The sequence below is a fragment of the Cellvibrio sp. pealriver genome, assembly GCF_001183545.1.
Classification (GTDB): Bacteria; Pseudomonadota; Gammaproteobacteria; order Pseudomonadales; family Cellvibrionaceae; genus Cellvibrio.
The window spans coordinates 3,489,865-3,513,978 of sequence record NZ_KQ236688.1; the positions used below are offsets into that span (position 1 = coordinate 3,489,865).

The 24,114-nt window shown below is 51.0% G+C and carries 20 protein-coding genes; 9 read left to right on the top strand and 11 right to left on the bottom strand.

All coding sequences use genetic code 11. The features are described from left to right. Positions 1–54: 54 nt before the first annotated feature. Positions 55–2,121 (top strand): pectate lyase family protein, encoded by a 2,067-nt coding sequence (locus tag VC28_RS15205; protein ID WP_082191561.1) that lies wholly within the window; start codon positions 55–57, stop codon positions 2,119–2,121. Positions 2,122–2,198: 77 nt separating this feature from the next. Here the strand turns inward: VC28_RS15205 and VC28_RS15210 are convergent, their stop codons facing one another. The 4 genes from VC28_RS15210 to glyQ all read right to left on the bottom strand — a co-directional run bounded on the left by VC28_RS15210 (position 2,199) and on the right by glyQ (position 6,700). Further along, positions 2,199–2,960: a lysophospholipid acyltransferase family protein gene (locus VC28_RS15210; RefSeq protein WP_049631392.1), complete on the bottom strand. Its 762-nt coding sequence runs from the start codon at positions 2,958–2,960 to the stop codon at positions 2,199–2,201. Positions 2,961–2,971: 11 nt separating this feature from the next. Next, entirely contained in the window at positions 2,972–3,553 is a 582-nt protein-coding gene (gmhB, locus tag VC28_RS15215; RefSeq protein ID WP_049631393.1) for a D-glycero-beta-D-manno-heptose 1,7-bisphosphate 7-phosphatase, read from the bottom strand. A 106-nt stretch (positions 3,554–3,659) separates the two neighbouring features. Further along, positions 3,660–5,735 (bottom strand): glycine--tRNA ligase subunit beta, encoded by a 2,076-nt coding sequence (glyS, locus tag VC28_RS15220; RefSeq protein WP_049631394.1) that lies wholly within the window; start codon positions 5,733–5,735, stop codon positions 3,660–3,662. Then, the gene (gene glyQ, locus VC28_RS15225) at positions 5,735–6,700 is read right to left on the bottom strand and encodes a glycine--tRNA ligase subunit alpha (RefSeq protein WP_049631395.1); all 966 of its coding nucleotides are present in this window, start codon (positions 6,698–6,700) and stop codon (positions 5,735–5,737) included. The genes glyS and glyQ overlap by 1 nt, the downstream gene beginning before the upstream one ends. Before the next feature lie 354 nt (positions 6,701–7,054). Between glyQ and VC28_RS15230 the strand changes: the two genes are divergently transcribed. From VC28_RS15230 to VC28_RS15255, 6 genes are all read left to right on the top strand, one after another. Beyond that, entirely contained in the window at positions 7,055–7,621 is a 567-nt protein-coding gene (locus tag VC28_RS15230; protein WP_049632442.1) for a CBS domain-containing protein, read from the top strand. A 562-nt stretch (positions 7,622–8,183) separates the two neighbouring features. After that, positions 8,184–11,615, top strand: a complete 3,432-nt coding sequence (locus VC28_RS15235; RefSeq protein ID WP_049631396.1) for a glycosyl hydrolase — start codon at positions 8,184–8,186, stop codon at positions 11,613–11,615. A gap of 194 nt (positions 11,616–11,809) precedes the next feature. Next, positions 11,810–12,694 carry a lysophospholipid acyltransferase family protein gene (locus VC28_RS15240; protein WP_049631397.1) on the top strand — a complete coding sequence of 295 codons (885 nt, stop codon included), beginning with the start codon at positions 11,810–11,812 and terminating at the stop codon, positions 12,692–12,694. Between the two features lie 126 nt (positions 12,695–12,820). After that, positions 12,821–13,618: an ATP-dependent zinc protease family protein gene (locus tag VC28_RS15245; protein ID WP_049631398.1), complete on the top strand. Its 798-nt coding sequence runs from the start codon at positions 12,821–12,823 to the stop codon at positions 13,616–13,618. A 76-nt stretch (positions 13,619–13,694) separates the two neighbouring features. After that, positions 13,695–15,290: an inactive transglutaminase family protein gene (locus VC28_RS15250; RefSeq protein WP_049631399.1), complete on the top strand. Its 1,596-nt coding sequence runs from the start codon at positions 13,695–13,697 to the stop codon at positions 15,288–15,290. Continuing rightward, positions 15,287–16,294: an alpha-L-glutamate ligase-like protein gene (locus VC28_RS15255; RefSeq protein WP_049631400.1), complete on the top strand. Its 1,008-nt coding sequence runs from the start codon at positions 15,287–15,289 to the stop codon at positions 16,292–16,294. The genes VC28_RS15250 and VC28_RS15255 overlap by 4 nt, the downstream gene beginning before the upstream one ends. Positions 16,295–16,519: 225 nt before the next feature. On the opposite strand, the gene VC28_RS15260 is transcribed toward VC28_RS15255, so the two are convergent. The 7 genes from VC28_RS15260 to VC28_RS15290 are packed head-to-tail and all read right to left on the bottom strand — an operon-like array spanning position 16,520 to position 22,521. Continuing rightward, the gene (locus VC28_RS15260; RefSeq protein WP_082191562.1) at positions 16,520–16,789 is read right to left on the bottom strand and encodes a superinfection immunity protein; all 270 of its coding nucleotides are present in this window, start codon (positions 16,787–16,789) and stop codon (positions 16,520–16,522) included. Between the two features lie 14 nt (positions 16,790–16,803). After that, positions 16,804–17,520: a LytR/AlgR family response regulator transcription factor gene (locus VC28_RS15265; protein ID WP_049631401.1), complete on the bottom strand. Its 717-nt coding sequence runs from the start codon at positions 17,518–17,520 to the stop codon at positions 16,804–16,806. Beyond that, a complete protein-coding gene (locus VC28_RS15270; RefSeq protein WP_049631402.1) occupies positions 17,498–18,661 on the bottom strand; it encodes a sensor histidine kinase in 1,164 nt (387 codons plus the stop codon). The genes VC28_RS15265 and VC28_RS15270 overlap by 23 nt, the downstream gene beginning before the upstream one ends. Before the next feature lie 26 nt (positions 18,662–18,687). Continuing rightward, positions 18,688–19,908, bottom strand: coding sequence for an ABC transporter permease (locus VC28_RS15275; RefSeq protein ID WP_049631403.1), 1,221 nt, complete (start codon positions 19,906–19,908; stop codon positions 18,688–18,690). A 12-nt stretch (positions 19,909–19,920) separates the two neighbouring features. Continuing rightward, entirely contained in the window at positions 19,921–20,604 is a 684-nt protein-coding gene (locus VC28_RS15280; RefSeq protein ID WP_049631404.1) for an ABC transporter ATP-binding protein, read from the bottom strand. Continuing rightward, a complete protein-coding gene (locus VC28_RS15285; protein WP_049631405.1) occupies positions 20,601–21,797 on the bottom strand; it encodes an efflux RND transporter periplasmic adaptor subunit in 1,197 nt (398 codons plus the stop codon). Before VC28_RS15285 ends, VC28_RS15280 begins: the two co-directional genes overlap by 4 nt. A 13-nt stretch (positions 21,798–21,810) precedes the next feature. Beyond that, entirely contained in the window at positions 21,811–22,521 is a 711-nt protein-coding gene (locus VC28_RS15290) for a YIP1 family protein (RefSeq protein WP_049631406.1), read from the bottom strand. Between the two features lie 259 nt (positions 22,522–22,780). Between VC28_RS15290 and VC28_RS19785 the strand changes: the two genes are divergently transcribed. Together VC28_RS19785 and VC28_RS15300 are read left to right on the top strand one after the other, a co-directional pair. Next, positions 22,781–22,936 (top strand): hypothetical protein, encoded by a 156-nt coding sequence (locus tag VC28_RS19785; RefSeq protein ID WP_156184343.1) that lies wholly within the window; start codon positions 22,781–22,783, stop codon positions 22,934–22,936. Between the two features lie 100 nt (positions 22,937–23,036). Beyond that, a complete protein-coding gene (locus VC28_RS15300) occupies positions 23,037–24,056 on the top strand; it encodes a DUF5924 family protein (protein WP_049631408.1) in 1,020 nt (339 codons plus the stop codon). The last annotated feature ends 58 nt before the right edge of the window (positions 24,057–24,114 follow it).

The window sequence follows — 24,114 nt, forward strand, 5'->3', positions numbered from 1 at the left end:
CACCTCAATTAACCATCCGAATAACAACGATATAGCTACAACAAGGTAATCAACATGAAAATCACCACGACTCGCCGCCTTGGCCATTATCTGGCATTGGGTGCGGCTTCCAGCTTGTTCGCCTGCGCGGTCAATGCGCAAACTCTTGGTTCCAACCTGGCTGTGACTGGCCCAAGCGCCGGTGCCGATGGCTCCGGTTTTAGCGATACCAAATTAGTTCGCGATGCGAATACTGCGACTTACACCCAAGCCAGCGGCACGTCCAACCAACGCGTGTCGGTAAAGTGGGGCAGTGCGATTAATTTCAACACGGTGATCCTGCGCGAATCCGGCAGTACCGTGACCAATTGGCAGTTGGTGAATAACGATACCGGCGCAGTATTGGCAACGGGCACTGGTATTGGTGCGGCGCGAACGGTGAATTTGGGCAATGTGTCCATGAAAAAACTGAACTTGGTGGTCAGTGGTAGCTCGCCTTTGCGCATGGCGGAAATTGAAGTTTATAACGCGACGGGCACTGCTTCATCAGTACCGGCATCCAGTGTTGCCCCTTCCAGTGTGCCGGCATCTTCAGTGGCACCAAGCAGTATTCCTTCATCCAGCAGCCGCTCTTCTATTGCATCTTCAATCGCGCCTTCATCGGTTGCACCCAGCAGTGTTCCCGCTTCCAGCAAATCAAGCAGCAGTGTGGGTTCATCTAGCGGTACGATCAGCGCGGCCTGTATCCAATTGGCGACTAACCCTTCAGTAAACTGGCGCGATACGGCATTGCAAACCGATCAGGAAATTGTGGAATGTCTATCCAAAACCCTCGGCAAGCCGGTGGGTTATGGTGAAAATGCCAAAGGCGGTTTTGATCCCAACGGCAATAGCAAGCTCACTGTGATTACCAAAAATTCCAGCAAATCGGTTGAGCAACAATTACTGGAAGCGATTAGCGGTGAAGCGCACAACTGGATTGTGTTCGACAAAATCCAATTTGCGCAGCCACACGAAATTGGTATGTACCGTTTAGGTTGCAGCAACCCGACGGTGCAATCGATTCTCGGTGCCACTGAAGCTGAGTGTGTGAACTACACGCAATGGTGTGCAAAAAATGGCGTGAGCAGTGCCAATTGTGTAACGCAATTTTTTAATTCAGCGATGAATAAATCCAACAATCCGATTCGCAATCCGGTGATTGGCTCCAACAAAACGATTGATGGTCGCGGCAGCGAAGCCTATTTTTTATTTAGCGGTTTTGCGATAGGTAAAGACTCCACCGGCACGCCAACACAAACGGCCAACAGTGTGATTCTTACGCATCTGAATTTTAAAGGCGCGGGCCACACCGAAGATCACTATTGCGACCCGGATATGATTCGCTCCACCGGTGCCTCCAAAGATATTTGGATTCACAAAAATACCTTTGATACCACTGGCGATTCCGCGTTTGACGTAAAAGTCGGCGCGCATAATGTGACTATGTCGTTTAACCGCGTAGTGAATGTAAAACGCGCAACCCTGCACGGCTCCAGCGACAGTCACACCATCGACAAACAAATCACCACCACCATGCACAACAATGCGTTTGTCACCACCGATGACAGTTACATGTTGCTCGGCAATACCCTGCGCCGTGTGCCTTTATTGCGCCACGGTAAAACCCATATGTTTAACAATGTGTTTGTAAATTATCGCAACCAGATTTTAAGTTTGCGGGTGGGCGCGAGCGCGTTTATGGAAGACAGTGTGTTTGTGGTCAATGCGATTCATCAGGAAAAGAGCACAGCACAATTATCCCTTGCGGAAATCAGTGCAAATTTATTCAAGGATATTAGCGGCGGTTCGTTCCGCAATGATCGCAACCTGCTGTGGTTTGGCGATGCCGCGTGTAATTTAACCGCATCGACACAAACGGCGTTGACAGCGACCAACGGCACAGTTGCCGATCTCTCTGCCAATTACAGCAGCGCCTCACGCGCTACCATCAACAGCTGGCGTTTTGCGGCTGGTCAGGATTTGGTGGATTACGTGAGCGCAACGGCGGGCAAATACGGGCAGATTCCCTACAACTCACCACTCGCGGGTGACAAATATTACGTGCTGGGTTTGGGCAAGGTGCCTTGCCAGATTCGTTAAGTTATTGGTGATAAGACGTTAAATAAAAACGGCCGATCTGTGAACAGATCGGCCGTTTTGTTTTAAATCTACAACGCTTATTTCATATCAAGATCAGCATTAACATTTATTCGTTTTCCATCGTTTCGCGCCGGTGGCATTTTCGCAATTTCACCTTCGATCCAATTTTTAACATCTTCGGTTAATTGCTTGCGGTCTTTGCCTTCGGTTTCAAATGGCTCGCTAATCACTACACGAATAGTGCCGGGGTATTTAATAAAATGTTTGTGCGGCCAGCATTCACCTGCATTGTGTGCAACCGCAATAATCGGCACACCAGCGCTGATGGCAATATCGGCACCGCTGCGCGCGTAGTTGCCAACTTGCCCAACGGGTGTGCGTGTTCCCTCAGGAAAAATCAACAGATTATTGCCTTGCTCCAAGCGATGCAGGCCAATTTTTTTGATTTCTTTTAATGCTTGCACAGGGCTGCTGCGGTCAATCGCAATCGGGCGCAAACTCGCCAAGCCCCAGCCAAAAAAGGGAATGCGGAATAATTCTTTTTTGAGAATGGTACTGACGGGGCCAAAATAATATTGCAGGAACATTGTCTCCCAGGTGCTTTGGTGTTTGGCCATGACAACGCAGGGAAATTTATCCGCATGTTTGTTGCCGGTAATTTCAAAACGCACGCCACAGCACACGCGAATCCAGAGCATCACAAAGCGGTTCCACAAGGTGACGATACGCCAGCGCCAGCTGTAAGGGAAAACTGGCCAAATAATCACGGCGACCAAACCAGCCAATACACTGGTGAAGTTGTAACCTATAGCAAAAATAGCACTGCGAAGTTTTAACACATTAATTCCTGTTATTGCTGTGGTTCATTAGCGATCACAAAAGTTGCTGCTGCCGCGAGGTTTTCAAACACCTGCACTTGTTCTGGTTCTATGATGGGTGCATCACTCTGCAGTCCGGGCACGGCCAATTGTGCCTGGGTGCGTACACCGTTGCCGGTGAGCACCAAAAGAGGTTTGCAGGCTTTTTGTAGTGCGGCTTGCAAATCACGCAAACTGTCGCCAATAAAATAACTACTTTCTACCGAGGTATTGAATTCAGCTTCAATCGCATCGAGCAATCCGGGTTTCGGTTTGCGGCATTTGCAATTGTCATCAGGGTGGTGCGGGCAATAAAAAATACCGCCCAACTCTCCACCTTGTTCTTCCACCAAACGGGTAATTTTTTCGTGCATGGCTTCAAGGTCTTCCAGCTCGAATTTTCCCTTTGCCAAGCCCGCTTGGTTAGTTGCGACAACAACCGTAAAACCGGCTTTGTTTAAACGCACAATCGCATCGATGCTGCCTTCAATTGGAATGCATTCATCGGCAGATTTTACGTAGTCGTCGCGGTCGTGATTAATCACACCGTCGCGGTCGAGAATAATTAGTTTCATGGTGTTTCCAATGTAAATCCCCCCGGCTGCGCCGACCCCCTTTTGCAAAGTGGGATTGCTCCCTCCCTTTGCAAAAGGGAGGGTTGGGGAGGAATTTGTTTTTGAATTAATTTTTCGCCGGAACCAAATAGGAAATATCCGCGACCTCCAAAAACAAACCGCGCAGTTTGGATAACAAGGCCAAACGGTTTTGTTGCAGCGCGGCGTCATCACACATCACCATCACGCTATCAAAAAACGCATCCACAGTCGGTTGCAAATCGGCGAGTGCAGCGAGGGCTTTGGTGTATTCACGCGCGGCAAACAAAGGTGCAACTACCGCTTCTTTGGCGGTGACCGCAGCAGCGAGATTTTTCTCGGCATCTTCTTGCAACAATGCTGAATTCACTTCGGTGTTCACCGCTGCATTTTGTTTGGCAAGAATATTGGATACACGTTTATTCGCCGCAGCGAGTGCCTGTGCTTGTGGTAATTTGCTGAACTCGTTTACAGCGAGTACACGCTGGTTGATATCCAGCGGTTGCGACAATTGTTTTGCCGTCACTGATTGGAATACTTCCGCTGGAATTTGCGCATCTTCAAACATAGCGCGGAAACGGTCGAGCATATAGCCGAGTACTTGCTCTACCAGTTCATCGCCTACGGTTAAATTTTTATGCTGCGCTTTGGCGAAGGTTAATAATTCGCGCAAATCGAGACTGAGGTTTTTTTCCACCAGTAAACGCAATACGGCGATGCTTGCACGGCGCAAAGCGAATGGATCTTTGGAGCCGGATGGTTGTTGGCCAATACCAAAAATACCGCTGATGGTATCCAAGCGATCTGCCAGTGCGATAATGGTGCCGGTGATCGTTTGCGGCAACTGGTCGCCCGCAAAACGCGGCATATATTGCTCGTTCATCGCGGCGGCGACTTCGGCATTTTCGCCGTCGTTTACGGCGTAGTAATAACCGGCGATGCCTTGCATATCGTCAAACTCACCGACCATATTGGTGACCAAGTCCGACTTACACAATTGCGCCGCGCGCTCGGCGGATGCAGCATCGGCATTTAATTTGCCAGCGATTAGTTTTGCTAAACCAGCAACGCGTTCGGTTTTATCAAAGATGGTTCCCAACTGCGCCTGGAATACGATGGTTTTTAACCGCTCGCGCAGTGAAGCCAAAGTAGTTTTTTTATCGGTTTCAAAAAAGAAGGCCGCATCAGACAAACGCGGGCGAATCACGCGCTCATTGCCGTTAATAATTTGCGCAGCATCTTTACTTTCGATATTCGCTACTGTGATGAAGTTGTTTTTCAACTTGCCGTTGGCATCCACCACGTGGAAATATTTTTGATGCTCTTTCATGGAGGCAATCAACGCTTCCGCAGGCACGGCGAGGAAACGCTCTTCAAATTTGCCGGTGAGGGCGACAGGCCACTCCACCAAGGCGGTGACTTCGTCCAGCAGGTCGGCATCAATTACGGCAACACCGCCGACTTTTTTCGCTTCGGCTTCGACTTGTTGTTTGATAGTCGCGCTGCGTTCGGCAAAATCAGCCACTACATAACCGGTGTTTTTTAACACGCTGGCGTAATCGCTGGCTTTCGCCAATTCGATGCTGTTGTTGTAGTGGAAGCGATGGCCGCGTGTGGTGCGACCAGCGGTTAAACCGAGTACAGATGCGTTAATAACATCGCTGCCAAACAGCATCACTAACCAGTGTACCGGGCGCACAAATTCTTCACGTGTTGAACCCCACTTCATGCGCTTGGCGATAGGTAATTTTGCCAGCGCATCGCTTACGATTTTTTCCAGCAGCGCGGTAGTTTTTTGGCCTTGCTGCGAAATACGTGCAACCAGTTTTTCCGCTTTGCCATCGCTCTCGGCTTTTAATTCGCTCGGTGCAATGCCATTTTTTTCGGCAAAGGCGAGTGCCGCTTTGGTCGGTTCGCCATCTTTAAAGGCAATCGCCGCTGGTGGGCCCCAGACAACCAATTCTTTGGACGGCGTTTCGCTCGCCAGATTTTCCACCAGCACGGCCAAGCGGCGCGGTGCGGCATAAGCTTTTACAGAATCAAAAGATAATTCCAGCGCGGTTAAATCCGCTTGAATACTTTCTACAAATGCATTCATTAAATTCTTTAAATTTTTGGGTGGTAATTCTTCCGTTCCCAACTCAACCAGAAAATCAGCAGACATTATTTATTCTCCTCAGCAGAGCTAGCGGCAATCGCTGCAAGCATCTCTGCTCTTAAGGCTTCAGGTGCAAGTGGGAAGCCGAGGGCTTTGCGGCTATCGTAGTAGGCTTGGGCAACGGCGCGCGACAGTGTGCGCACACGCAAAATAAAACGCTGGCGCTCGGTCACGGAAATCGCGTGGCGCGCATCCAGCAAGTTAAAGGCGTGGGAGGCTTTCATCACCATTTCATAGGCGGGCAGCGGCAGGTTTTTTTCCATCAAACGCTGGCTTTCTTTTTCGTAGAAATCGAAATTGCTGAATAAAAATGCAGTGTCGGCTTCTTCAAAGTTGTAAGTGGATTGCTCCACTTCGTTTTGATGGAACACATCGCCGTAGGTGACCTTGTCGCCGTTGGGGTTAATCGTCCACACCAAATCAAAAATCGAATCCACACCTTGCAGGTACATGGCGATACGCTCAATACCGTAGGTGATTTCGCCGGTGACCGGGAAACACTCCAAACCGCCCACTTGTTGGAAGTAGGTGAACTGGGTGACTTCCATGCCGTTTAACCAGACTTCCCAACCCAAGCCCCAGGCACCCAGTGTGGGCGATTCCCAGTTGTCTTCCACAAAACGTATGTCATGCACGTTGGTGTCGATACCCATTTCGCGCAGCGAGCCTAAATACAAATCCTGAATATTGGCGGGCGAGGGTTTCATCGCCACCTGGAATTGGTAGTAGTGCTGCAGGCGGTTGGGGTTTTCGCCGTAGCGGCCGTCTTTCGGGCGGCGACAGGGCTGCACGTAAGCAGTGTTCCAGGTCTCCGGGCCGATGGCGCGCAGGAAAGTCGCAGGGTGGAAAGTACCGGCACCGACTTCAAGGTCGAGCGGTTGCAGAATTACGCAGCCTTGGCGCGCCCAATAATCTTGCAGGGCGAGGATCAGCCCTTGGAAAGTGCTTACGTCATAGCGTTTGTCAGACATGGCAGACTCAGTTAAGAAAAGTGATCGAAGGAGTAACAAAATGGCGGCGATTATAGCCGTCAACGCTGCGCAATGGCAGGGCTCGGGCAAGATTGCCTCCAACCCAGCGAAGGTAAGGTGATTAAACGAAAAATTTACGTGTTTGAGGTTGCGCGTAAACCAGCCGTAAACCGCGAGTAAACCGGCCGTAAACAAGCAGTAAATCAGGCGTAAAAGCCGGTTTTGGTGGGTTTTAATCCGCCCGTGTCGAGCCTATGTTGATCTTACAGAGTGAGCGAAGAGATCGCGTTAGGTTTTCCGATGGTGCACGCAGTCTCTTCTCCCTGGATCACAATCATTGTCATGGGGTTTGTTATGAAGAATTTGAGTGTATTTTCGCTGGCCGCTAACGATCATCTGGTGCAACCAGAAGAATTTACCGATGTGAATGCGCATACATCGGCATTAGCTATTTTTACCGATTTCCGCAGCCATAAACCCCACATGTTGGACAGCCGTCTGGAAGCCTCTGAAGCCATGGAGGTGATGTTGGCAGAAGATGTAAAAACCAAGCTGGTGGTCGATGACAACAAAGAGTTTATCGGGGTGATCAGCCAGGATGATCTGGCAGACCACAACCTCCTGCTCAGACAAATGGCGCTGCATGTCAAACGCGATGAGTTGCTGGTACGCGATTTGATGCATGCGCGCGCCAACATCCGCGCCATTGACTATAGCCAGTTGCAGCAGGCGACGGTTGCCGATGTGGTCTCCACTATGAAGAAGAGCCACCAGGAATATCTGTTGGTGGTAGATAAAGATGCACATCATATTCGCGGGATAGTGTCATCACGCGAGATTGCACGCCGTTTGCACACACCGGTGGAGATCGAAAAGGAGCTTACCTTTGTCGATATTTTCACCGCTGTAAAAGTTCATTAAGTTGAAAGCCCATCAACTTGAAAGCCCATCAACTTGAAAGCACATTGAATTACCTGTTGTTCTGTTCCACCGGGCTGCTCCCTTTGTTGTCTCTGTTAGTTTGTAGTTTTAGTGTGTTCCGTTCCAACCCTTGTTGATCTGTTTTACTTTCACACTCCTTCGGCACCTCAGGGTGCCTTTTTTTTGGCTCCTGCACGTCAACCCTGTCCCAGCGAATATCCCAACAAAAAACAGCAGTCCCAACGCCTGCAAAGGCGTAAGTGTGCGTTGGGATTGGGCAAATTTGAGGTGTGGATGTTACCGGGAGTAACTTTTATATCTATTTGATTTTATTGAATTATTTTTAAATTTGATGATAAAAATGAAGATTCTGATGCCACCTTGCAAAGCGTTTTAAACTGGGACGACACTGCCCCGAAAGAAGGAGGATTCTGTTGGCTCGGGTCATCATAAGTGAGCTGTTTTTTGATAACAGTGAATAACAATAAGCCGTGCAGTGTATCGGCAAGCTCACAGGGCGGATGTCTCCTCAAACAATAATGACTTAGCCCCAGAGGTGCATATGAAATCCATTGTATCGGCCGCTGCATTGGTGTTGTTGGCAACACAGGTATCGGCGCAAACCAATCCACCACCCAGTACTACACCTACTATCAGCCCGGTCGCTGTCGGCAGCGGTAGCTACCTGACCGGATGGGATAGCCGTATTGATGCCGCTATCCCGGACAACCGTGATGTGCAGACTACCAAGCACATTACCTCCAACCTCGCCAACCAACCCATGCCGACCAACTCCTGGTGGAGTTCGATCCTGTGGGCGGGTGTAAACGACCCATGGCAGGATTGGGGCACACGCGGCAGCCATAACGTTAGCTATGCGCATCCGTTTGCCATCAAACCCGAAATTAACGGTGTGCGCCTTTACGCGCCGCGCTTCGAAGATTTCTGGGCGATCGATTACGCCTTTGTCGGCACCATGCCTGCACCGGCGACCCAATGGGTAAATGGTGTTGAGCAGCCCATGCACGATACTGTGTACTTCAAAGAGCTGGATTTTGTGCTGGGCAACACCGCCGCGAGCGGCAACTTCACTGCCAAAGTGCATGACTACAGCGACTGGTTTGTCACCACCCGTATGGAAGCTGGCGCAGGCGCTATGGATGTAACCTTCGGTCACGGCTCGCCTTATGTATTCGCCAACTACACCAACGGTAATCCAACCATCCGCTTTGCGACCCATGCAACCGCGCCTGTCGCCGCCAAAACCCCTGAAGTTTGGTCAGGCAACAGCAGTTCGGCAGTGATCGGTTTCTCGGTACAAGGCCGCGACTATGCCGCGTTTGCACCGGCGGGCACTACCTGGACTGGCTTGGGCACATCGGCCTTTACCGCCAACTTACCCAGTGGCAAAAAGTACTTCTCGGTCGCAGCACTGCCTAATCGCGCTGCCTTGCCGCTGATGAGCAAATACGCCTACAACCATGTGACTGGCTCACAAGTGAGCTGGAACTATCGCGCCAGCGACAGCACCCTGCTGAGCACTTACGCTGTGACCACCAACAATTACAGCGAAAGTACCGGCACCGGTACGCTGATGGGCTTGTATCCACACCAATGGCGTCAGCTGTCATCGGGTGCCAGCCTGACCGGCGATAGCTACTTCACTCCACGCGGTTCGATGAAACTGGCCGAGGGCAGTGGTTTTACCACTGCGACCAAGTTCAAGGGCGTGATTCCCGCGATGCCAGCGCTGACCGATACCGCCGACAAAACCCGCCTGTCCGGTTTGATCGACAATGTGCGCAGCGAAACCTTTACCCATCGCGATACTTACTACACCGGTAAACGCCTGGGCAAAGTGGCCACACTGATTCCGTTGGCACAGCAAGTAGGCAATACCGCCGCTGAAACCCAATTCAGAAACGAATTGAAATGGCGCTTGGAAGGCTGGTTGAAGGCCGATGTGATTGATGATCTGGAGCCATCGCCTTTCGCCAAAAACCTGTTCTACTACAACAGCAACTGGGGCACCATGCTGGGTATTGATGGCAGCTTCGGCAGCCTGAAAGAACTGAACGATCACCACTTCCACTACGGTTATTTCGTCCGCGCGGCGGCTGAGGTTGCCCGCACTGACAAAAACTGGGCACAACCGCAGCAATTTGGCGGCATGATCGAGTTGTTGATGCGCGACTATGGCAACTGGGAGCGCCCACGCAACGCTGCCACCAGCACCACGGGCAAAATGTTCCCGTTCCTGCGCAACTTCGATATTTACGCCGGTCACTCCTGGGCATCAGGCCATGCGCGCTTTGGTGCAGGTAATAACAACGAATCTTCATCCGAGGCGATGAACGCCTGGACGGCGATGATTCTTTGGGGTGAAGAGACAGGCAACACCGCCGTACGCGATGCAGGTATCTTCCTCTACACCACCGAAATGACCGCCATCCAGGAATACTGGAACAACGTGCACGGCACTAACTACCACCCCACCTACACCAAGCCAATGGCTTCACTGGTCTGGGGCGGCAAGACCGACTATGCCACCTGGTTTAGCGGTTTGCCGGAAGCCATGCACGGCATCATCCTGTTGCCGATCCAATCCGGTTCGCTCTACCTCGGCCAATACCCTGAGTATGCGAAAACCAACTTCGACTTTATGGCCAACGGCCGCACCATGTTCTCCATGTGGGATGCGATCTTCTATGCCTATCAAGCGGTCTATGATCCGGTAGCAGCGTTGACTAACTTCAATGCCAACGAAGGCCGTATGCGCGGTTCGGTGTCTGGCCCTGCATCGTTCACCGAAGAAGGTAACTCGCTCGCGAACACCTTTGCCTGGATCAAAACCTTCCATCGTTTTGGCCGTATCGACAATGATGTTGTCGCCACCAACCACGCTACCTTTGCCGTCTTCCGCAAAGGCACTGACCGCACCTATGTGGTGTATAACCCCAGTGCGATCAATGCCAAAAACGTGACCTTTAACGATGGCACCAGCGTGATGGTCAGCCCCGGTGAGCTCAAGGTGTACACCAATGTGGCTACGCCTGTGTCTTCTAGCAGCGTGCCCAGTAGTGTGAGCAGTGTCGTGTCCAGCAGCCGCTCATCGGTATCCAGCTCGGTCACTACGTCTGTTAGCAGCTCAGCGCCAAGCAGTGTGTCATCGAGCCGCTCGTCTTCATCTGTATCCAGCGTGTCATCGTCTGCGGCGGTAATTACTGGTGTAGTGAAAATGACCGCATTGGCCAATGGCGGCATGCAGTTCAGCATCCGTTTGCCCGAGCGCAAGCAACAAGTACATTTGTTTGCCCGTCGCAACGGTGGTCAGGACTTTGTGGTGATTGACCTGCAAGCACAAGCCGGCGGCGAAGTGAATAATGGCGATGGTACCTACACCTATCAGGCTACCCGCAGCGGTGTGTATGCCGGTGGCGATCTGGTTGAGGCTCGCTTCTACACCTTTACTCCGGCCAGCGGCCAAGTGTTTTATCCCGGTCCTATCGAAAACAGCTGGACTTCTGTGACCTATGGCGTGGCTTCATCGTCTTCTGTGCCATCCAGCGTCTCCAGCTCTTCGGTACCATCGAGCGTATCAAGCTCGTCAGTACCTTCGAGTGTGTCCAGTTCGTCAGTGCCATCCAGTGTGTCCAGCTCATCGGTATCGTCCAGCAGCTCGTCAGCAGCCAATAATGGTTACAGCGCGACTGCCGTTATGCCGAACGGTGCGCCAGTGGCTTACACCACCACCGCGACTTACAGCAACGGTGGGGTGAAAATCACGTTCACCACCAGCGAAAGCTTGAACTGGGCATGGGTATTTACTCCCGGTTGGAACAACATGACGCGCGTACAAGGCAACAGCTTTGAAGTCACGATTCCAAATGTGACTCCCGGTACCGCGATCAGTTATTACTTCACTGTCAGTACCGCAACACGTGGTGAGGCCAATAACAACAATCAACAGCACCAGTGGACAGTGACACCCTGATAAACCCCATAAACAACGTGATGAGTGACCCCTTGAAATAGGGACTGTGCGCTGGCTGGAGGGGCAGCGCCATTGCAACCGGCACCTGCAAAGGTGCCGGTTTTTTTCGTTTACACACCCACCGCGCGATACTGCGCCCCATCATTTTCCGGTAAGCTGCGCGCCACTGAGAACAAGGTACGGGTATCCGCTCCATGAAAGACCATCTTGCTCCCCTGATCTTCAAATTGCTCGCGCTCTTGCCGCTGGGATTGTTGCGCGCACTGGGTAGCCTTATAGGCAGAGCGATGTGGTGGAGCAATAGCCGTGCAGCTAAGGTGACGCGCGAAAATATCGAATTGTGTTTTCCCGATCTATCGCCCGCAGCGCAAACAGCACTCGCGCGCCAAAGCCTGCAAGAAACTGCCAAAACGGCGATGGAAGCGGCTGCTATCTGGCGTCAGCCCTGGTCGTGGCTGCAAAGCAAAATTGTCACGATGGAAGGCGATGAGATCCTGCGCGCCAAGCTTGCCGAGGGGAAGGGCGTACTGGTGCTTGCGCCGCATCACGGTAATTGGGAAGTGGTTGCGCCTTATCTGGCGAGTGTGGCCAATCTCACGGCGATGTACCAACCGCTCGACAACCCGAAAATGGATGAGTTGGTATTGGCCGGGCGCAGCAAGCTCAACATCACCATGGCGCCGACCAATCGCAAGGGTGTGATGATGTTGTTCAAGGCATTACAGGGCGGGACTATCGTAGGTATCTTGCCCGATCAGGTGCCCGCGCGCGATGCAGGTATTGAAATCGCCCCGTTTATGGGGCAGCCCGCCTTGACCATGACATTGGTGCAAGGTTTGGTGCAGCGCACCGGTTGTGCGGTGTGCTCATGCTACGCCGAGCGCGTGGCGGGGGGATTTAAAATCGTGGTGATGGAAGCGGACGCGGCTATTTACAGCGAGGATTTGCACACCTCGGTGGCCGGATTGAACGAGAGCGTCGCGGCTTGTGTGCGCCGCGCACCTGCGCAATACCAATGGGAATACAAACGCTTCCGCCGTTTGCCGCCGGAATATCCCAAGCGTTATCAATTTAAATGAGGCATTAAACGGATCGAATTTATTCGTCACATGGATGTGTTAGTAAATATCAGCGGCTACAATTAACGCACTGTTTTTTTATAACTATTTTCCTGAACTTTTTTCTTGAAACGTCCGGTTGTTGTGATGAATAAAAAATCTGTTTTGATAACGCACCGCCCGCTGCGCAATGTGGTGTTGGCCACTTTTGCGCTCGTGACTCTGGGTGCATGTACCCAACAAAAAGCCCAGCAGCAACTGCAAACAGAATTGAATGCAGCCAAGGCTTGTCTCGCCAAACAGGAAATGCAGGCGCAGCAAGTGAGCGGCCAGCAAGTGGAAATCCTGCGCCAATTGCAAGCTGTGCAGCAGCAATTAGCGGTACAGCAACAAACCATCGAAGCAAAACCGCAAGTGGTTGAGCGCGTGGTTGAGCAAAAATGCCCGCCGGTTGCTGCCAGTACTAAAAAAAGCCCCGCGAAAGAACAGCCCATGACCGACAAACAAATCGTCGGTCTGCGCGAGCAGGCATTGATCGCCGGTTTGAATATGGTGATGCAAGCCCGCATCAGCACCAATGTGGCCAACTCGGTGATCGATGCGCGCAATATCCAGATGTTTGAGCGCAACGGTGAAGAGTGGGTGCGCTTCACGCTCTACAATCCCGATACCAAAGAACCCCATGTGCTGGAGCGCAAGCGCTTGCGCTTCCAAACCGTGCAAACTGCCAGTGCAACACCTGACCGCCGCCCGGTGGTGGAAATCCGCTTTACCATCGGCAAACTCTCCCAGAAAGGGGAATTTATACTGGCGGATCGCAGCAGCTCGGAATACCCCATCCTGATTGGCCGCAACCTGCTGCGCGATGTCATGCTGGTGGATGTCAGTGGTAATAATCTCGCACCTCTGCAGCGCCCCGACGAAAACGCACCAGCCAAAAACTAACGCATATTGTTCATTCGTGCCGGTGCGCAGTACCGGCACTGCCTGATTGCTCAAGGACTTTCTTTAGGAACTTCCCATGAAAAAACCTTCCCGCGCTCCCTTTTACACCGTTATCGGCCTGCTGGTTTTGGTGGGCTTGGGTACGGCCTGGATGCGCCACAACCAAATGGAAATCCCGTTCACTCCCGGTGTGCAAAAACCGGTGTGGTTGATTGAGGCACGTATCGATTTTGATGCTACCGGCGAGCCGGTTACTGCCCGTTTGGGGTTGCCGGATGAGCCGCCCGGCTATCGCAGCTTTAGCGAGCAGGCCGCTGCGCCCGGTTATGGTTACTCGGTTGTCAGTGAAAATGGCGTGCGCCGTGGTGAGTGGTCCAAGCGCGAGGCGGTAGGCCCGCAGACCATTTACTACAAAACCCAATTTATCGAAGTTGAGCAAACTGCGCCCAGTACGCCATTAGAGGAACCACAAGCGGTTCATGTGGACTGGGATGGCTCCTCGCAAGAGACGGCGGCCCAGCAAGTACTGGATACTGCCTGGGCGAAATCCAGCAGCCCGCAAAGCTTGGCGCGCGAGCTGATCAAACTGCTCAATAGCGATACGCTTGACCAAAATTCGGCGCTGCTGTTATCGGCACAGACGGACAAGTCCGCGTTGCTGGAAAAACTCATCAACCAAGCCGGTATTGCGGCGCGTCCGGCGCTGGGCTTGTATCTGGAAGATGCCCGCCGGCACCAAAACCTGACCCGCCTGGTGCAAGTGTATGACGGCGAAAGCTGGGTGCTGTTTAACCCCTACACCGGTGAGCAGGGCGTACCCGAGAATTTGCTGCTGTGGCATACCGGTGGCGAATCGATTCTGGATGTCGCGGGCGGCAATCGCTCGCGCGTGAGCTTCTCGATGATCCACCAAACCGTACCGGCGCTGGATCTGATTAAAGCTCAATATAAAGACAGCGTATTCAGCGTGCTCAGCATCCAGCATCTGCCCATTGAAGAGCAAAGTATGTTCAAGCTGTTGCTGCTGTTGCCGATGGGCGCACTGGTGGTGGTGTTTATGCGCATCATCATCGGCCTGAAAACCTCCGGTACCTTTATGCCGATTCTGATTGCGATGGCGTTCCTGCAGACCTCGCTGGTATTGGGGGTGGTGAGTTTTGTGAGCGTTGTCGCCATGGGATTGGTGCTGCGTACTTATTTATCGCGCCTCAACCTGCTACTGATTTCGCGGATTGCGACGCTGGTGGTGCTGGTGATTTTCATCATCTCGGCGCTCAGCCTGATCGGCTACCAGATGGGCTTTAACACCGGTATGACCATCACCTTCTTCCCGATGATCATCATCGCCTGGACCATTGAGCGTATGTCGATTCTGTGGGAGGAAGAAGGCCCCAAAGAGGTTATGGTGCAAGGTGGCGGCAGCCTGTTAGTGGCGGTGCTGGCGTATGCTTTGATGCAGTTGTCGCTGGTTGGCCACCTGACCTTCAACTTCCCCGAGCTGAATCTGGTCGCGCTGGCGCTGATTATGTTGATGGGTCAATACACCGGCTACAAACTGTCCGAGTTGCGCCGCTTCCGCGCCATGGTGGATAACGCCAGCGGCCCCAAGCTGGCCGATCTTCCGAAAACGGATGCCCCCAAAAATGACACCAACAAAGGAGCCGATGCATGAGTGCACCATCGGCTCCTGTAGCACCTGCGGGCATCAAACGCTGGTGGAATTCCTGGGTCAGCCCCTGGCGTTTAAAGCGCATGGGTATCCTCGGGATGAACTGCCGCAACCACGACTTTATCGCCGCCTACAATCCGCGCAGCTTGTTCCCGCTGGTGGATAACAAACTCAAAACCAAGTTGTTGGCGGAAGAGTATGAAGTCGCGACCCCGAAATTGTTTTTCGTGGTCAATGCCCAGCACGAGATCGCGCACATCGAAGAAAAACTCATGGCGCTGGAAGCCTTTGCGGTCAAACCCGCCAAGGGTTCAGGCGGCAAGGGGATCTTGGTGATCATCGGCCGCCGCGGCGACAAGTTCATCAAATCCTCCGGTGCCGAGATCAGCATCGAAGACATTAAACGCCACATGACCAACGCCCTCGCAGGCTTGTATTCACTCGGCGGTAAGCCGGATGTGGTGATCGTGGAAGACCTGATCCAGTTCGACGACTACTTCAAGGATTACTCCTACGAAGGCGTACCGGACATCCGCATCATTATTTTCAAAGGTTATCCGGTGATGGCCATGTTGCGCCTCGCGACCCACAAGTCCGACGGCAAAGCCAACCTGCACCAGGGTGCGGTAGGGGTAGGGCTGGATATCGCCACCGGCCGTGCACTCAAAGCCGTACAGCATTCCAAGCCGGTTACACACCACCCGGACACCAAGCGCGCGCTCAACGAAATCCAGATCGCCGACTGGCGCAACTGGCTGCTGCTGGCATCCAAGTGTTATGAAATGACCGGCCTTGGTTATATCGGTACCGATCTGGTGTTGGATAAAGTGCGCGGTGCGCAATTGTTGGAACTTAACGCGCGCCCTGGACTCGCAATTCAAGTGGCAAATGGCCGCGGCTTGCTGCCCCGTTTACGCCATATTGAGTCGCTCAAAGAGCGTATGCACCGCACTGCAGAACAGCGTGTGGATTATGTAATGAAAACTTTTACCGCAGATGGTTTGTAATCTGTTGTATTCATCAAACCGTATTTATTAAGCAGCGGCGAATATCGCCCTAACCTGAACGGAGTAATAGTATGTCTACATCAGCTATGATTGGCCCCGGCCTGTTGATGGGTGCCTTTGCACTTTTTATTTTGACGGGCTTCGCGCTCTCGATCATTGAAAAACGTTTGGAATCCAAACGCGAGCACTAAAAAAACCGGGCGAAAAGCCCGGTTTTTTTTGCAGTTATTCGCGTATTTTTTTATCTATCGTTTTATCCTGAATGTTATCTGTCACCTTACCCGTCACTGCCCACACAATACATGCACCCCAGGCGATAAACGAAAATCCGGCGGGAATATTGGCGAGCACAATCAATTTTAAATATTTGCGATTAAAAAACAGCGCCAGAATGCTGGGAATAAACCAGATCACCAAGGTCAGTGGAAGTACCCATAGCCAAACCGTAATGGGTGCTTGTGTGAATTGCTGGAAAAACGTCAATAACATATCCATAAAACACTCCTTAATTAAATTCCGCCAAACAGATTGCGCAACACTTGCACTTGCCTGCGGCTGACTTCCACGGTTTGGCCGTCGTGCAAAACGGCCATCATACTGCCCGGTGTTAAACCTGCTTCCAATTCTTTAATGGCGCTTACGCGCACAATATCGGCGCGGCTGGTGCGGAAAAATTGTTGCGGGTCCAAGCGCTGTTCAATTTTGGAAAGTGAGCTGTGCAAAAAACTTTTGCCGTATTGGGTGTAAACCGCGCTGTGGTTACCAACGCTTTCAAAACGGTTGATCTCACTCAAACGCACAATGCGGTTGCACTCGCCAAACTTTAATAATAATCCGTGCGCTTCGGGCAAATAATTGGCAGCATCCTGCTGCACCGGTTTATTGGCAAGGCGCTGCAAGGTTTTACTCAAGCGGTCAGGGTCAATTGGTTTAACCAAATAATCCAGTGCATTTAATTCGAACGCATCCAGTGCGTAGGAATCAAACGCGGTGCAAAATACAAATTGCAATTGCGGGTTTAATTGTGCGGCCAATTCCAGGCCTGTCATACCGGGCATTTGGATATCGAGAAACACCAATTCAATTGGCAACTCCGCCAATAACTGTTTGGCTTCATCGCTACTTGCCGCTTCAGCACAAATATCAATGTGTGGATGCGCGGCCAGTAAACGTTTTAATTCGGCGCGCGCCAAACGCTCGTCATCAACGATTAATGTCTTGATCATCACCCGGCTCCATTACCAATTCCATCGCCATTTCTATCGTCACTTCAAAACGCCCCGGACTTTTGCGGTAGGACAATTTATGCAACGGCGATAACAAGTGCAGCCGCTGCTGCAAGTTCGCCAATCCGGTTTGGGTGCCTTGCGCACTCGTTTCGCCCTCCAGTGTATTGTTGACGCACAATTGCCAGCGTTTTTTATCCAACTGGCGGCTGATAATTTCAACAACGCCGTGCTTTTGGCTAGGGTTAATGCCATGCTTAATCGCGTTCTCCACCAGCGTCAATAAGGTTAATGTAGGCAATTGCTGTTGCCAGAGTGAATCATCCAATTCCAGTTCCAGATGTAAACGTTGTTCCAGCCGCACTTGTTCAATTTCCAGATAGCGCCGCGCAATCTGCCACTCATCTTCCAGCGTAGAAACCGGTTTTAAATGTGTTTGCAAATGCACGCGGAACAATTCGGATAATTGTGTGAGTGTGTGCGCCGCTTTATGTTGGTCTTCAAAGATCAGCGCGCGAATACTATTCAGCGCATTAAATAAAAAATGGGGATTTAATTGGTTGGTGAGTTGTTGCATTTGCGCTTCACGCATTTGCCGTTGGATCTGTTTTTTGCTGACCAATGTATGCCAAAACAAATAGGCGAGTGACCAAATGCAATACATTAATGTCATGTTGATCGCACCCATCAGTATCAGAGTAGGTGCGGTCAAATTCATGATCATATCTTTTTGCGGATCATCTGGATGCTGGATATTGATATTGCTGAAATCAAAATTACCAAAGGGAGAAAGCTGGGCCAATTGCATCACCAGCATAATCATCACCAGCCCAAGCACAAAGGCAAAACATAAAAACTGTAGCAGGTTCCAACCAAAGCGATTTTGTGGCAGCAGATACAGTTTGAGGTAAGGGCGAAGAAAAAAGTGGCAAGAAATAAAAAATATGCCCGCTTCAACGCACGCGCGGAAAATTAATGCAGGTAACATCTGGTTGGATTCACTGCGGAACATGGATTGCATCATCACCAGAAAGCTTAAAAAATACAGCGCTGTGACAATGCTCATTACCCAGCGATAGCTGCGGCTGCAATTGAAACTGATATCCCAATAAGGCTTTAAGCTTTGCAAGAGGCTGCTCACATTTGCTCCGTAAATTAAAATGGATGTTATTCGTAACGCAATGCATCAATAGGATCGAGGTTAGCGGCTTTTGCCGCAGGTGCGATACCAAATACCAAACCGACCAATGCGGAAAAACCAAACGATAAAGCAACTGCCCAGAGGGGAACATGCGCTGGTGGAAAATTGGGGATCATGGCTGCTATACCTGCACCGGCAGCGTAACCCATCAGCAAGCCCACCAATCCACCCAACAAACACAGCAGCAGTGATTCCAATAAAAATTGCAGCAGTATCACATGGCGTTTTGCACCGATTGCTTTGCAAATACCAATTTCGCGCGTGCGCTCGGTGACCGACACTAACATAATATTCATAATGCCAATGCCGCCGACCAACAGTGAAATACTGACGATGCCACCCATCACCAGTGTGACCGCAGAGGTGATTTGCGAGATAGAATCTTTTAATTGTTGTGCCGACTGGATTTTAAAATCGTCGTCGTCGCCTTCAATGCGGTGGCTTTTGCGCAACAGTTGGCGAATGTGCTCACTCACATCAGGCAGGGCATCCAACTGTTGCACCGTAAGCTGGATCTGTATATCCAATTCCGCCGCGTTGCCATTCAAGCGCTGCATACTATTGTAGGGTAGCAGCACTATATCATCCTGCTGTAAGCCGAGCATTTCACCTTTGGCTTCAGCCAAACCAATGACCTTGAACCATTCATTATTGATTTCAATATATTCGCCAACCGGATTTTCCGGTAGCGATAAATTATCGCGCACCGTTACACCAATTACGCATACACGGCGGCGGCTCTGGTTATCGCTCGCCGATAAAAATCGGCCATGTTCAATAAACAATTGGTTTACGTTGCGATAGCTTTCGCTGGTGCCAATCACTCGTCCGTAAGTTGAACGTGCGCCATAATGAACCTGGCTGGTAAAGCGCGATGCAAGAATAGGCGTAATGGATTGAATACCGTTGACGCGCGTGCTTATTAGTTGCAAATCGCGATCAGTAATGCGCCCAAAGCGGCCGCGCAATTGATCATCAAATGACGTGTAGGAATACACCGATAAACTGTTTGCACCCAAGCCTTCAAATTGCTGGTTAATGTTAAAACTCAAACCTTGCACAATGGAAACCGTCGCAATAACGGATGCGACACCAATAATAATACCGAGTGTGGTGAGCAGGCTGCGCAACCCGTGGGCTTTAATAGAGATAAGCGCAGCGCGCAGGCATTCAATAAAGGTAAACACAAAGGCTCCGTATTAATTCCAATAGTGTTCGGCAATTTTTCCGTCGTGCATGCGAACCACGCGTTGGCAGTGGCGGGCAATATCCGGCTCGTGCGTCACCATCACAATGGTATTGCCTTCGCGCTGCAACTCGTCAAACAATTGCATGATGTCGCGCGTGGTGGCGGAATCCAGATTGCCGGTTGGCTCATCGGCTAATAGCAGTGAAGGTTGCGTCACCAACGCGCGTGCAATGGCTACGCGCTGGCGTTGCCCGCCAGATAATTGGTTAGGTAAATGGTGCATGCGTTTTTCCAAGCCCACGCGCTCCAGCACAATGCGCGCCGCTTGTTCGCGCGCTTGCAAAGGCACAGCGCGATAAATCAGCGGTTGCATTACATTGGCAAGTGCAGAAAGGCGTGGCAACAAATTAAAATTCTGAAAAATAAAACCGATATCGCGGTTGCGCACTTCCGCCAATTGATCCTGATTTAACTGCGCAACATTGCGCCCGTTTAGCAAATAATCACCGCTGCCGGGTTTATCCAATGCGCCTAAAATATTCATCAAGGTGGATTTTCCGGAACCCGATGCACCGGTAAAGGCCACATATTCATTGCTGGCAATGTCCAGGCTGATTCCATCCAGTGCGTGCACTGTGTCTTGCCCCATGACATAGTGTTTACAAATATCCACCAGCGAAATTAATGGCATCATTTTGCTTGATCCTGCTTTACCGATGCGGTTTGTGCGAGAGTAGTTTGTTCAATGCGAATGCGATCGCCATTTTGTAAAAAGCGCAGCTCGCGGTCTGGGCCGGTAATGATGTGATCGCCAGCGCGTAATTTTCCCTGCGCTGTAATTTCCTGACGGGTGTCATCGGCAATGCCGGTGGTGACTGCAATGCGTTCGGCGGTTTGGTTGCGGGCAATAAAAACAAACGGGTTTTTATCCTCGTCATACACAATCGCTTGAATAGGGACTGCCAATTTTTTTGCATCATCGCCGACAAAAATTTCTGCGCGTGCCGACATGCCCGGCCAGAGTTTTATGGTGTTGTTTTCATCAAAGCGAATTTTTACCGCAAAACTTAAACCGCTGCGCCCTGGCGCAACGGCGGCTGTCTCGGCAATAAAATCCACCTTGCCGGAAATAGGTTGGTTTTCTTGCGCAATGGCAATAATGGTTGCGCGCTGGCCGGGTGCAATCTGGCTGATGTCGGCTTCATCCACATAAACTTCGGCTTGCAAGCTGTGTGGATTGGCAATGGTCATCAAACTGGAACCGGCAAAATTCATGGTGCCGGATACCGCTGTTTCACCTTCTTTAATCGACAGTGTGGTAACAATGCCATCGAGCGGAGAATAAATACGTGTTTTGGTGAGATTGGTTTGCGCTTGTGCCAACAGCGCCTGGCTTTGAATTAATTGTTGGCGGCCAGCGTGCAATTGGAATTCTGCATTGGCTAATGCCAGTGTGGTTTGGTCAAAGGTTTGTTGGTCGATTAATTTTTTAGTGTGCAATATTTGCTGGCGCTGCCACTGCGCTTGCGCATTTTTATAATCTGCTTGCAATTGGGTAATGCGCAACTCTTGCATGCGCACCGCCGCTTGCTGTTGTTCCGTGGCAGAGCGATAGGCTTCATCATCAATTTGCAGCAACAACTGGCCTTTGTTAATCCGGTCGCCTTCTTTGATAAAAATCTGTTTTACCTTGCCAATCACTTCTGTACTCAATTGCACCTTCTCTTGGTGTTGCAAATTGCCGGACGCCAAAATCGAGCGGGTAATCACCTGCTCTTGCAGTGCTTCTACCTGAACGGTTTTTTGTGCATTCCCAGCAATTGTTTTTTTAACCACTGGTACCGCGATCACAAGGCTAATGATCGCGGCGAGAATTAATTTTTTCATGCGCACAACTCACTTATGCCAATGCGATAGCAATCCAGATTCCGTAAATAACCACCGTGGGTGCCAGCACAATCGCAGCAGATTTGGCGATGGATTTCCCCGTCCAATAATGAAAGCCCAGCACCATCAATATTTGGTTCCAGACGGTAAACGGATCCCAGGAACTGAGTGGCGCAAAGAGTGGGTCGTGGGGCGATAAATCCAACAGCATATTGTTAAAACTGACAGGATTGATCGCCTCTAATGTCAGTTGGCCATCACTGGCGAGCAGTACATTCACCAGCGATGCCAGCGCGGTCAATAACGTGGGTGTGGCGCACCAGCAGGTGAGAGCAAACCAATGTTTGAATCCAAGTTGTTCGCTATCCAGCAATTTGTTGGCGAGCAACAAGTACACCGCCATCACACTAAAAATAACCAAGACTCCAAGCAGCATGCCTACCATCGCACTGCCGCCCATGATCATGGGTGTTAAACCGCTCATGGCCTTGTCCATATCGGCGCGCTCGGCGGCGCTCTTATCTATCGTTTGGCTATTTACCATCTGCTCAATCATCCACGCGAAATCCACCGTGGAAAAAAAGCACAGCATCAACACAATGTTGGCCGCGAGTAACGCTAGCAATGGAAATAAAAAACCGGGTTTGGTTTTGAGATCGCGAAAGGTCACAGACGGGCTGGTGAGGATGTTGGTTAAGGTATTGAATGCGGAGGTGTGGTTCACAGCAGGTCCCTCAAAACGTTATTGGAAAATAGCCATTGCATTGTAGGTAGGCTCTGCCCGCACAGGTCACGACAAGTGATAAGCGGCAAAAAAACCGGTTGCGAGGCGGTTTGCCTTACACCGGCGGAATTTGCGCCAGATCAAATCCGTGCCTGTTCGGGGCAATGCGCGCGGCCGTAATTGATCCGAATCAAAAAACCGCAACCGGAAAACGCGCAATCTGGTGTTGAAGGCACCAGCGCTTATCGGAATCAACCTGATGAGCGGGTGCAATAACCCGGATGGAGAAATCATTATGTTGGTATCAGGTGTAGTGGCAACTGTATCTCTGGTGGCAGTGCTGGTATTGCTGTTTGTCGGTGGCTTGGCCTTGGCGGCGGTGGATAAACATTTCGATAAAAACCGCGAGCACTAATCCGATCGCCATCACGTTTCAGGTGAAACGATTGAACAATTTCGCTAACGGAGGTGTCCTTAGCTTATAACCTAAGGATTAACCGCTCCCAAGGTGAAGGATGTTCAAGTTTCCCAGTCATGCAATTGCAAACATTATTGCGTTATCAGACCGCTTTCCCTGGGCGATGCCGTTATTTGGCTTCTGCTCGGGGTTGGCAAGTTTTTTATTGGTGGAGCGCAAACAAGGATTAGCGCAAATTATTGCGCTGATGATTTTGGCGAGTTGGTGTTGGTTCCTCACTGAAAAAGTGGTGCACAGGATTACGCAGCGGTGGTTTGGTTTGTCATCCCCGCGGCCGCTGGCGGTTTATGCTACGCAGCTGATGCATCAGGAAAGTTTATTTTTTGTTATTCCCTTTTTATTTCTCACTACCGCATGGAATAGCGGCCAATCGGTTTACACTGCGATCCTGTTGGTCGCTGCCGCCATCACCATTATTGATCCACTCTATTTCCGCTGGTTAGCGCCGCGCCGCGTTTGGTATTTTGCGTTTCATGGCATAACGCTTTTTGCCGTTTTACAAACCATATTGCCCATTATTTTTTATTTACCGACGGCGCAAAGTTATTGCTGGTCATTGGGGATTGCACTGTTGCTGATTGCCGTTGGCATCGCCAGTGGAACCCAGTGGTGCTGGTGGAAGCGTATTTTGGTCATTGTGGGGCTGGTTAGCGCTTTGGGTTATACCGGTTTAGTGGTGCGGCCCTGGATACCGCCATCAACCCTGTGGCTAACCGATGTGGCCATTGCCAGTGCGATCAACGGCGCAGAAAAAATTCCCAAAAATAATCTGAAAGTCCTGTCCGCTGCTGAGTTGCACAAAGGTCTTTATGCTTACACCGCAATCCACGCACCGCGCGGCCTGCGCGAGCGGATTTATCACGAATGGAAATTAAACGGCAAACTCATCGACAGGGTGCCTCTGGATATCCACGGCGGCCGCGAAGCGGGCTACCGCGCCTGGAGTCACAAAGTCAATTTCCCCGCCGATTCCACCGGCCGCTGGCAAATTCGCGTCGTGACCGAGGCGGATCAGTTAATTGGCGTGCTGCGTTTTAAGGTAGTACCGGATTCCTGATGCGCTTTCATTCTGATTCCCTGCGATACTCCCCTATAATGTGCAAAACAGTAGGGTT

Excerpts from the sequence above, each read along its gene's own strand:
- VC28_RS19785 (WP_156184343.1), top strand. The coding sequence starts at position 22,781 with ATGAGCGGGTGCAATAACCCGGATGGAGAAATCATTATGTTGGTATCA.
- VC28_RS15300 (WP_049631408.1), top strand. The coding sequence starts at position 23,037 with ATGTTCAAGTTTCCCAGTCATGCAATTGCAAACATTATTGCGTTATCA.
- VC28_RS15280 (WP_049631404.1), bottom strand. The coding sequence starts at position 20,604 with ATGATGCCATTAATTTCGCTGGTGGATATTTGTAAACACTATGTCATG.
- VC28_RS15250 (WP_049631399.1), top strand. The coding sequence starts at position 13,695 with ATGAAAAAACCTTCCCGCGCTCCCTTTTACACCGTTATCGGCCTGCTG.
- VC28_RS15255 (WP_049631400.1), top strand. The coding sequence starts at position 15,287 with ATGAGTGCACCATCGGCTCCTGTAGCACCTGCGGGCATCAAACGCTGG.
- gmhB (WP_049631393.1), bottom strand. The coding sequence starts at position 3,553 with ATGAAACTAATTATTCTCGACCGCGACGGTGTGATTAATCACGACCGC.
- VC28_RS15285 (WP_049631405.1), bottom strand. The coding sequence starts at position 21,797 with ATGAAAAAATTAATTCTCGCCGCGATCATTAGCCTTGTGATCGCGGTA.
- VC28_RS15205 (WP_082191561.1), top strand. The coding sequence starts at position 55 with ATGAAAATCACCACGACTCGCCGCCTTGGCCATTATCTGGCATTGGGT.
- VC28_RS15230 (WP_049632442.1), top strand. The coding sequence starts at position 7,055 with ATGAAGAATTTGAGTGTATTTTCGCTGGCCGCTAACGATCATCTGGTG.
- glyS (WP_049631394.1), bottom strand. The coding sequence starts at position 5,735 with ATGTCTGCTGATTTTCTGGTTGAGTTGGGAACGGAAGAATTACCACCC.
- VC28_RS15240 (WP_049631397.1), top strand. The coding sequence starts at position 11,810 with ATGAAAGACCATCTTGCTCCCCTGATCTTCAAATTGCTCGCGCTCTTG.
- VC28_RS15265 (WP_049631401.1), bottom strand. The coding sequence starts at position 17,520 with ATGATCAAGACATTAATCGTTGATGACGAGCGTTTGGCGCGCGCCGAA.
- VC28_RS15260 (WP_082191562.1), bottom strand. The coding sequence starts at position 16,789 with ATGGATATGTTATTGACGTTTTTCCAGCAATTCACACAAGCACCCATT.
- VC28_RS15235 (WP_049631396.1), top strand. The coding sequence starts at position 8,184 with ATGAAATCCATTGTATCGGCCGCTGCATTGGTGTTGTTGGCAACACAG.
- VC28_RS15245 (WP_049631398.1), top strand. The coding sequence starts at position 12,821 with ATGAATAAAAAATCTGTTTTGATAACGCACCGCCCGCTGCGCAATGTG.
- glyQ (WP_049631395.1), bottom strand. The coding sequence starts at position 6,700 with ATGTCTGACAAACGCTATGACGTAAGCACTTTCCAAGGGCTGATCCTC.